The sequence below is a fragment of the Mesorhizobium sp. M7A.F.Ca.CA.003.01.2.1 genome, from assembly GCF_003998945.1.
In the GTDB taxonomy this organism is placed as follows: domain Bacteria; phylum Pseudomonadota; class Alphaproteobacteria; order Rhizobiales; family Rhizobiaceae; genus Mesorhizobium; species Mesorhizobium ciceri.
Map to the genome: position 1 here is coordinate 1 of NZ_RZRA01001311.1, position 1,131 is coordinate 1,131.

The 1,131-nt window shown below is 66.0% G+C and carries 1 protein-coding gene; it reads left to right on the top strand.

All coding sequences use genetic code 11. The features are described 5' to 3' along the window. Positions 1-74: 74 nt before the first annotated feature. Complete coding sequence (locus EN969_RS32260) at positions 75-968, top strand: LysR family transcriptional regulator (protein ID WP_063168616.1); 894 nt, start codon at positions 75-77, stop codon at positions 966-968. Positions 969-1,131: the final 163 nt, after the last annotated feature.

A 1,131-nucleotide genomic window follows, 5' to 3' on the forward strand; every position in this document is an offset into this window, starting at 1 on the left:
GATATAGGCCAAGCCGAATTCCGGATAATCATCCACCCATTGACATCACTATTCGGAAACTGCGAACAAAGAGCATGGATCGGCTGGACACGATGCGGCTCTTTGTTCGCGTTCTGGAGCGGCGCAGCTTCACCGCTGCGGCGGCCGATCTCGGCCTGCCGCGCTCAACCGCGACGGAAGCCATCCGGCGGCTGGAGGAGCATCTCGGCGCGCGGCTGCTGGAACGAACGACGCGGCAGGTGAACGCCACCCAGGATGGTGAAGCCTACTATCGGCGCTGCCTGTCGATCCTGGCCGAGATCGAGGATGCCGAGGCCGCCTTCCGCAACGCCGAGCCTTTCGGCCTGCTGCGCATCGACGCCAGCACGCTGCTCACCCGCACATTCCTGTTGCCGCGCCTGCCGGAGTTTCTCGACCGCTATCCCCGCATCGACCTGCAGATCGGCCAGAGCGACCGGCTGGTCGATCTCGTGCGTGAAGGCGTGGACTGCGTGATCCGCGTCGGCGAGCCGCCCGACAGCGGCATGATCATGCGGCGGCTCGCGATGATCCGCGAGATCACCTGCGCCAGCCCCGCCTATCTCGAGCGCCACGGCACGCCCGCCTCCCCCGATGCGCTCGACGGTCACCAGGCGGTGGGCTTTGTCTCGTCGCGCACCGGAGAGACCCTTCCGTTCGAATTCACTGTCGCCGGCAATATCCGTGAGGTGCGGCTGCCCGGCCGCGTCGCCGCCAACAATTCCGATACCGCCGCCGACCTGGCGCGGCTTGGCCTCGGCCTCATCCAGGCGCCGCGCTATCGCTTCGACAAAGACCTGGCCGAAGGGACGCTGGTCGAAGTGCTGGCCGATTATCCGCCATCGCCGACGCCGCTGTCGGCGCTCTACCCGCAGAACAGACAGCTCTCGCCGCGCCTTCGCGTCTTCCTCGACTGGGCCTCACGCATCTTCGCCGAGGCAAACCTGTAGGCTGCAAAACGCGCCACTCGCGATCAACTCGGTTTTGCAAACCCGGCCAGGGACGCATAGCCGCGTACCACGCTCTTGCGTTCTTCGCGCGAAGCGACGGCGTCGATGTCATCAAACCCATGCGGCGCCCGGGCCTCGACCATGTCTATGACCGCTTCCGGCC